The 7,913-nt window shown below is 45.1% G+C and carries 5 protein-coding genes and 2 pseudogenes; 3 read left to right on the forward strand and 4 right to left on the reverse strand.

The window, feature by feature from the left end; translation table 11 throughout:
* Positions 1 to 614, reverse strand: a 614-nt coding sequence (locus tag AB4653_RS20915; RefSeq protein WP_372105230.1) for a potassium channel family protein, incomplete at its 3' end; no start/stop codon positions are given.
* Between the two features lie 97 nt (positions 615 to 711).
* Here AB4653_RS20915 and AB4653_RS20920 point away from each other — a divergent pair.
* A complete protein-coding gene (locus AB4653_RS20920) occupies positions 712 to 1,968 on the forward strand; it encodes a methyl-accepting chemotaxis protein (protein ID WP_009848975.1) in 1,257 nt (418 codons plus the stop codon).
* A 252-nt stretch (positions 1,969 to 2,220) separates the two neighbouring features.
* Positions 2,221 to 4,050 (forward strand): annotated as a pseudogene (gene glnE, locus AB4653_RS20925) (bifunctional [glutamate--ammonia ligase]-adenylyl-L-tyrosine phosphorylase/[glutamate--ammonia-ligase] adenylyltransferase); the annotation flags it as partial.
* Here the strand turns inward: glnE and AB4653_RS20930 are convergent.
* The gene (locus AB4653_RS20930) at positions 3,968 to 5,638 is read right to left on the reverse strand and encodes a GMC family oxidoreductase (protein WP_372105232.1); all 1,671 of its coding nucleotides are present in this window, start codon (positions 5,636 to 5,638) and stop codon (positions 3,968 to 3,970) included. The pseudogene glnE and the gene AB4653_RS20930 overlap by 83 nt on opposite strands.
* A gap of 240 nt (positions 5,639 to 5,878) precedes the next feature.
* Positions 5,879 to 6,087 (reverse strand): annotated as a pseudogene (locus AB4653_RS20935) (hypothetical protein).
* Between AB4653_RS20935 and AB4653_RS20940 the strand changes: the two are divergent.
* Positions 6,087 to 7,238, forward strand: coding sequence for an MFS transporter (locus AB4653_RS20940; protein WP_017097622.1), 1,152 nt, complete (start codon positions 6,087 to 6,089; stop codon positions 7,236 to 7,238). The pseudogene AB4653_RS20935 and the gene AB4653_RS20940 overlap by 1 nt on opposite strands.
* 153 nt (positions 7,239 to 7,391) lie before the next feature.
* Here the strand turns inward: AB4653_RS20940 and AB4653_RS20945 are convergent, their stop codons facing one another.
* Positions 7,392 to 7,727, reverse strand: coding sequence for a winged helix-turn-helix domain-containing protein (locus AB4653_RS20945; RefSeq protein ID WP_102258000.1), 336 nt, complete (start codon positions 7,725 to 7,727; stop codon positions 7,392 to 7,394).
* Between the last annotated feature and the right edge of the window lie 186 nt (positions 7,728 to 7,913).

Below are 7,913 nucleotides of genomic sequence, written 5' to 3' on the forward strand. Positions count from 1 at the left end.
GTAATCAACCCTGAAATCATACCAAAAACACCCACACCACAAATGATCACCAGAGAAGCGACTAACTTGCCTGAGCTCGTCACTGGATAATAATCGCCGTACCCCACGGTACTAATCGTTACGAAAGCCCACCATAAAGCATCTTGGCCAGTGGTAATGTTGGCATTGGGATCCTTGTGCTCTAGCAGCAGTATTGTTCCTGCACCTATGGTCAGGAGAATAACCAATAGCAAAATAATTGAGGCGAGTGTCGTTTCTTTTCGATTGCTAAACAGCTCCCTGAAAACACGTTTTCCTGACCGAAGAACGAGAATCACGCGCAAGATCTGAAAAATGCGAGCGAATCGAAGTGGCTCGACCATAGGGATGCTTGCCAAGAAATCGATCCAGTGTACTTTTAGATATTCTTTCTTATTTTGTGATCTGAATAGATCAATAGTGAGCTGAAAAAGAAAAACGCTACAGATTATAAAGTCCAGGCCGATAAGAACTTGTTTCGATTCTTTATCAATCGGTGCAAACAATAAGCCTGAGATCACAAATAACGCTAAGAAAGAGAGAATCAGTGATAATAAGCTCATCGGCTTAGTGGTGTCTTTGATACTATTTAACATTCATACGAGGCTCAAAATAAATCGCGAACTTTGACTGACATAGCCATCTCGCGGATATAGAAGCCATCAATATATAAGAGTTAATGGAGAACTGACAATGACTAAACTGTCATTCAAGCCGTGGGAAAGGATTATCTCGGACATCCGTCTCGTTCCAAAAATGATCATGCTGATGGTTTTCAGCACTATCTTGATTATTTCGAAGCAGCTATGGGACGCAAGTGCGTTTTACGATTCATTACTTGCAGTCACTAACAATGCACAAGTTGCACAGCAGCATTACGAGACTTACCTAGTTCAAGTGGCTTGGCAAACAGCCTTGATGATCATTGTGTTTGTGGTTCTTCTATTGGCGGCAGCGCGCGTTATGCTTCGCCAAACTCAATACCTCAATGACGCCATTAAAACGATGGCCGATAAGAACCTATCAGTGCCAATTCATATGGATTGTAAAGATGAATACGGTGATGTGGCACGAGAACTCGAAAAAACTCGAGTCCAGTTGAGTGACATGATCAAAACTCAGGTGGCCTCTTCTGATGAGTTGTTTGCCCTGACGGAAGTGATGACCATCAGCATGTCCGAAACCAAAGATTCAGCTCAGGAAGAATTTAACGAAATCGACCAACTAGCGACAGCAATGAGCGAGATGACGTCTACTGTGCAAACCGTGGCTGAGCACGCGCAAAGTGCTTCTTCTCTTACTGAGCAAGCATCAGGTCAAGCACTAACAGGTCAGAAGTTCGTTCAAGGTTCTGTTTCTAAGATGAGTGAGCTTTCTTCGGACATCGCAGCCTCTGCAGCAGCGGTAAACCAAGTAGAAGAGCGCGTAGACTCGATTGGCAGTGTGGTTGGTACTATCCAAGGCATTTCAGAGCAAACCAACCTATTGGCTTTGAACGCAGCGATTGAAGCCGCGCGTGCAGGTGAAGCGGGGCGTGGTTTTGCGGTTGTTGCCGATGAGGTTCGTAACCTTGCGCAACGTACTCAGCAAGCGACAGTAGAAATTCAAGATATGATCAGCCATCTACAAAGCAGTGCTAACTCGGCTGTAGAGCTGATGGAAAAGAGTGTTGTTGAAGCGGCTGAAGGCGTAGACCTAGTGACTAACGCTGGTTCTGAGCTTGATGGCATCGTAAGTCAGGTAAACCAGATTAATGATATGAACTTCCAGATCGCGACTGCTGCGGGCCAACAAACTAGTGTGGCGGAAGAGATGAGTGTCAACTTGACCAATGTTCGTGAGCTTGTTGAAGCCTCCGTAGTGGTGGTGGGTGAGCTTCTCGAGACTTCTGAGATCATGGAAAGCAACGCACAAGAGCTAGACGGTAAGATTAAGCAGTTTAAGGTTTAATCCCCAGCTTTCGGTCTGAGCTCTAGTTCGCAAGATCTAAAGGTCTATTCCTAGAGGTTTGGCCCTGGAGATTTGTTATTAGAGAAAAGACTCAACTTGATAAGTTCACTGATAAAACGCCCACATTGCTAATGCGGGCGTTTTTTATTGGCAGAACTTTGGTATAACTAATCATTAGTTTTTAGAACTCGTTATTGAAGAACCGAACCGACAAACCAATTGTTCGGTGCGCAGCTTACACAAGGAAGAAACATGCCATTGCCTTCTCTACTCGTCACTCATTCCCAGTCTGCTTTTGAGCAATTATTAGAGCATCAAAGTGACGCCATTAACACTTGGCCTGAGTCATTGATTGCCGAGCTCAAGCGTGTATTAGGCTTGAGCTGTTTTGTTGGTGATTGTTTACAGCGTGACTCGATTTTATCCAGCACCTTGCCAGAGATGCTGAGATGTGAAGAGCGCGCGGAAGGGTATCGTAAGCGTTTGGCCGAGTTACTTTCTGGTTGTGCTGATGAAATGAGCGGCCAACGTGTACTGCGTCAATTCCGTAATCGAGAGATGATCTACATTGCTTGGCGTGACTTTATGGGCTCATGGGATCTAGAACAGAGCTTAAATCATTTGTCGATGCTAGCAGAGGCGATGATCTTCGAGACCTATCAATGGCAGTACGATATTTGTTGTAAAGAGTGGGGCACACCTTGTAACGAGCAAGGTGAAGCGCAGCCTATGTTGATCATAGGTATGGGCAAGTTAGGTGGCGGTGAGCTGAATTTCTCTTCCGATATCGATCTAATTTTTACTTACCCTGAGAATGGTGAAACCCAAGGAGCAAGAAGAAGTATCGCCAACGCGCAGTTCTTCACGCGTTTGGGGCAACGTATTATCAAGGCGCTTGATCAGCAAACCTTTGACGGATTCTGTTATCGAGTCGACATGCGCTTGCGTCCATTCGGGGAGAGCGGCCCTTTGGTCATGAGCTATGCTGCTCTTGAAGACTATTACCAAGAACAAGGCCGTGACTGGGAACGCTACGCAATGGTTAAGGCGCGTGTAATGGGCAGTGAAATGTACCCTGAATACCAAGAGCTCCGCCAGATGCTGCGTCCGTTTGTTTTTCGTCGTTATATTGATTTCAGTGCCATTCAATCTTTGCGTCGAATGAAGTCGATGATCAGTAGCGAAGTGCGACGTCGTGGCTTATCAAACAACATTAAGCTTGGCTCTGGTGGTATTCGTGAAGTCGAGTTTATTGCTCAAGTCTTTCAACTGATTCGTGGTGGACGTGAACCGAGCCTTCGTGGTCGAGGTTTGTTGGAGACGCTAAGTGCGATTGAATCTCTTCATTTATTAGAAGCAGAAGAAGTCGGTCACTTACGTGAGGCATACCTGTTTTTACGCCGCCTTGAGAACCTATTACAAGCGATGGCAGACAAGCAAACTCAAACCTTACCTGATGGCGATTTCGAACAGTTGCAACTTGCTGTCGCCATGCAGTTTGCAGATTGGGATGGTTTGATTGATGCGACACGTGCTCATATGGCGAATGTTCACACCGTATTCGAAGACCTAATTGGGGTTGATGAAGATGATGCTAACCCAATCGCGAGTCACTTTAGTGAGTTGTGGGATATGGCTCATAAGCAAGATGTGATTGAGCAGGTTCTAGAGCATGACATCGCGATTGCTAACCCGCAGCAAGCGGCGAAAACCATTATCCAATTCAAAGCTGATTTGGCTAAGAAAACCCTTGGCCCTCGTGGACGTGAAGTACTCAATCGATTAATGCCCAAAGTGTTTCAAGCGCTCTATACCGCCAAGGATGCTGAATTTGGTTTGTCTCGAGTGCTGCATCTGTTGCAAAAAATCGTTACACGCACCACGTATCTTGAGCTATTGGATGAGCACCCCGCTGCCCTCACTCAACTCGTTCGCTTATGTACAGCGAGCCCGATGATCTCGGAGCAGTTGGGTCGTTACCCAATTCTGTTAGATGAACTTATTGATCCGCAGCAACTCTATAACCCCGTGCCTTTAGAGTCTTACAAGACCGAGTTACGTGATTATCTAGCCCGTATTCCTCTTTGATTTGATCTGCGACTTTTTCAGCAATCATAATGGTTGGCGCGTTGGTGTTTGCCCCAATCAATGTCGGCATCACAGAAGCATCAATGACTCTCAAGTTATTCAACCCATAGACTTTAAGATCGTTATCCACCACGGCTAATGAATCACTGTTAGGGCCCATTTTACAGGTCCCAACTGGGTGATACTGAGTGTCTGCACGGTTGCGAATATCTTGCTCGATAGCCTCGTCATCACTGGCGTCCACTGGGTAGAAAGCATTACCACGGATGTCGTCAAACGCCGAACTCTCTAACATTTGATACTGCTTCTTCCAGCCCTTAATCATTATCTCCATATCTTCAGGATGACTGAAAAACGCAGGATCGATCTTAGGCGGATCATAAGGATCATTACTATTGAGCGTTACGCTGCCGTTGCTTTTCGGACGCAACAAGGTGACATGAGACGTAAAACCATGACTGGTATGGATTTTTCTTGCATGGTCATCGACAACAGCGACCACAAATACAAACTCTAAATCCGGCACCGCGATATGATCTTCGGAACAAAGAAAACCTATCCCCTCTGCAAAATTACTGCTCATCTTGCCACGGCGTTCTTTGTGCCATAGCGGCAGAGCTTTGGTCATTTCAGAGGCCATTTGTAGCGAGATACCAAAAGTTTCACGCTTTTCACTGCACTTGTACGAATGCACCAAGTCGATATGGTCTTGGAGGTTCTTGCCCACTCCAGGCAACTCATGAACCTGCTCGATGTCATGCGCCTCCAAATCGTCTTTAGCACCGACACCAGACAGTAATAACAACTGGGGAGAACCAAATGCACCAGCAGATAGAATCACCTCTTTGTTACATTGGATCTGATAACGCTTGCCATTCGAGCCGTATTCAACACCTACCGCTTTCTTCTCCTCAAACAAGACCTTATGCGTGGTTGCCTTGGTCACGACCGTAAGATTTGGTCTCGAAAGGTTTGGCGTTAAGTAAGCCTTGGCAGCACTGCACCGTTCGCCATTCAACTGGGTTACCTGCGTCGGCATCGCCCCAAACTGAGCAGCACCGTTGATGTCTTCATTACGGGGAACCCCTATCGACTCACACGCCGTTAAGTAACGTTCCAACATCGGACTTGGCGATCGAAGGTTAGTGACGTTCAGAGGGCCACCTTGGCCGTGATACTCATCTTGGTGAACTTCGTTATTTTCGGCTTTCTTAAAGTAAGGCAGACACGATTCATAACTCCAACCTGCATTACCCAAACTTTCCCAAGTGTCGTAGTCGTAACGGTGCCCACGAGCGTACATCATCGCATTGATAGAACTGGACCCACCAAGTGTCTTACCTCTTGGTTGATAACCTTTACGACCATTCAAACCCGGCTGTTCAACGGTCTCAAAGGCCCAGTTGTTTAGCTTAGTTGGCATCATCGCGGCTATACCTACGGGTGTATGAATTAATGGGCTTGTGTCTTTACCACCTGCTTCCAATAGGCAAACCGTGACATTGGGATCTTCAGACAGCCTTGCAGCCATTACACATCCTGCCGAGCCCCCGCCAACAACAATAAAATCATAACTATCCATTTGCCTATCTCCATTGGGTGTAACTCTCGTTTACGCTATTGCCGTCATTGATAACACCATACGAATGAACATTTTACGCGGGTATTTGTAACATCAAGTTGAACACAACACCATTCCTCTCTGGCCTGTTCAATGACGTTGTGTATGTTCATAAAGCACCAATGAGCTTAACTTTCTTCGCTTGAATTATCGTGATGTTCAACAACCATCACGGATGACCTACGCGGATGATTGTATCGCTTACAAAACCATAATGAACATAATCCTAGTGGCTTTTTGACCGCATAAAATCTCGAAAAATCGTAAATTCCGCTATGGTATTTTAGCTCAAGATCTCGATAAATTTCTTTTATCTTAACGACTATTTTTATTCGTTTTACCCAATTCAGTTTCTCCCCCATAGTCGCGGAAAATTCATCGTTTCTTCCACTATTTAGAGGCTCCTGCATTGGACAACATCCAACAAACAACTCGCATAACTGTTCCGGTTATTGCATTGTCTTTTTACGCGATCGCTTCAGGCTATTTAATGAGTTCATTACCATTAATGTTGTCTGAGTATGGCTTAGACAAAAATCTATCGAGTTGGTTGGCGAGTGCATTCTATGCAGGGCTTTTAGCCGGTACGTTATTGATTGAACGTGCGATCGCACGTGTTGGTCACAGAGATGCGTTTGTTATCGCTCTGGCTATTTTTATCGCAACGATCCTTGTGTTACCACTCATCCCACATCAAGCGGTATGGTTATTAGCCCGCTTTGTCGCTGGTGTAGCGGTTGCAGGTATCTTCGTGATTGTAGAGTCTTGGTTAATGAGCGGTGACGAATCTCAGCGCGCGAAACGCTTAGGCGTTTACATGTGTTCGCTATACGGCGGCTCTGCCGTTGGCCAACTCGGCATCGGTTACCTTGGTATTACAGGTGGCGTACCTTTCATCGCAATGTTCACCTTGTTGTTTGGTGCAATCATTGTGTTGATGTACGGACAAGCGACAGCACCACAAATTCACGATGCGCAGTCTTTATCATTAAAGCAAATCAGCAAACTTAGCCACAGCGCTTTGATTGGCTGTATTGTATCTGGATTAACACTTGGATCTATTTACGGACTGATGCCTGTTGAGCTCGCTCAACGCAACATCGCACATCAAGATATTGGCGGTTTGATGGCGTTAGTGATTATGGGTGGTATGGCTGTTCAGCCGATGGTGACATGGTTATCTCACCACATAGGACAAGTGTTATTAATGGCTCTGTTCTGCCTACTAGGGGTTGCAAGCATTGGTGTACTAACGATTAACCATGATTTTTATGTTCTTGGTATGAGCTTGTTTGTGTTAGGTATGGCGACTTTTGCACTTTACCCAATCGCGATTAACTTGGGTTGTCGTAACTTAGACCCAAGCTATCTAGTGTCAGTGACTCAGGTTATGCTGTTGTGTTACAGCATCGGTTCTGTCGCTGGCCCATTGGTTGCAGATAGCTTTATGGATTCACAAGCGGGATTATTCACTTACCTGTTCGCGTCTCTACTCGCTACAACGATCTACATGTTGATTGCTAGCTTAAAACGCTCTCCTCTACAGATTGCAGGCGAGTAAGTTCGAATGGCAACTATCCTCCTCAGGTAGGATAGTTACCTCTAGAGCTCTTAGTTATGACTTTCCGTCTAACGAAGAGCTCTTTTTGTTTGATGACTTCTGAGCAAAAGTCGACAAAAAGCATCAATATTAGAAATAGAGGTGTTCTTCAGGTTAAGGCTGAAATATGTAGCCTTCGCCAGTAATGGTAATGATTAGGCCATCCCCGAATAGTGATCTGATCTCAGATATCGCAACAATCACTGACGAGTTAGTGACTGACCCATTCTCCCAGCCAATCTTCTTCAATTGCCCGACACTGAACAACTTCCCTCGATGTCGATTCATAAACAGAATGATCTTACGATACGCTAAAGGCATGGTAGCCAGGACATAGCCGTTTTCAACATTGCGAATAAGTTTGGTGTCGAGTTCAACTATTTTTCCGTTGAGTTCAAGTATTACGTTGTGTTCAGAGTGGTGAGTATCTATTACAGGATAGGCGTCCATTTTTATACAATTCCCTTACGATATAGCCAGCAACAAAGTTAAATTCAGTCATTTTTGTATAACGTCGCTTATAAGTGGACGTTTAAAATCGAAGATAATGAAAGCAGCGTATACGGTAAAGAGATTAAATTTTTATTATTAATATATGAACAGGATATCAATAAAGGGAAATTAATCCTCCAGTAC

The organism is Vibrio sp. 10N.222.48.A3 (assembly GCF_041475345.1).
In the GTDB taxonomy this organism is placed as follows: Bacteria; Pseudomonadota; Gammaproteobacteria; order Enterobacterales; family Vibrionaceae; genus Vibrio; species Vibrio tasmaniensis_A.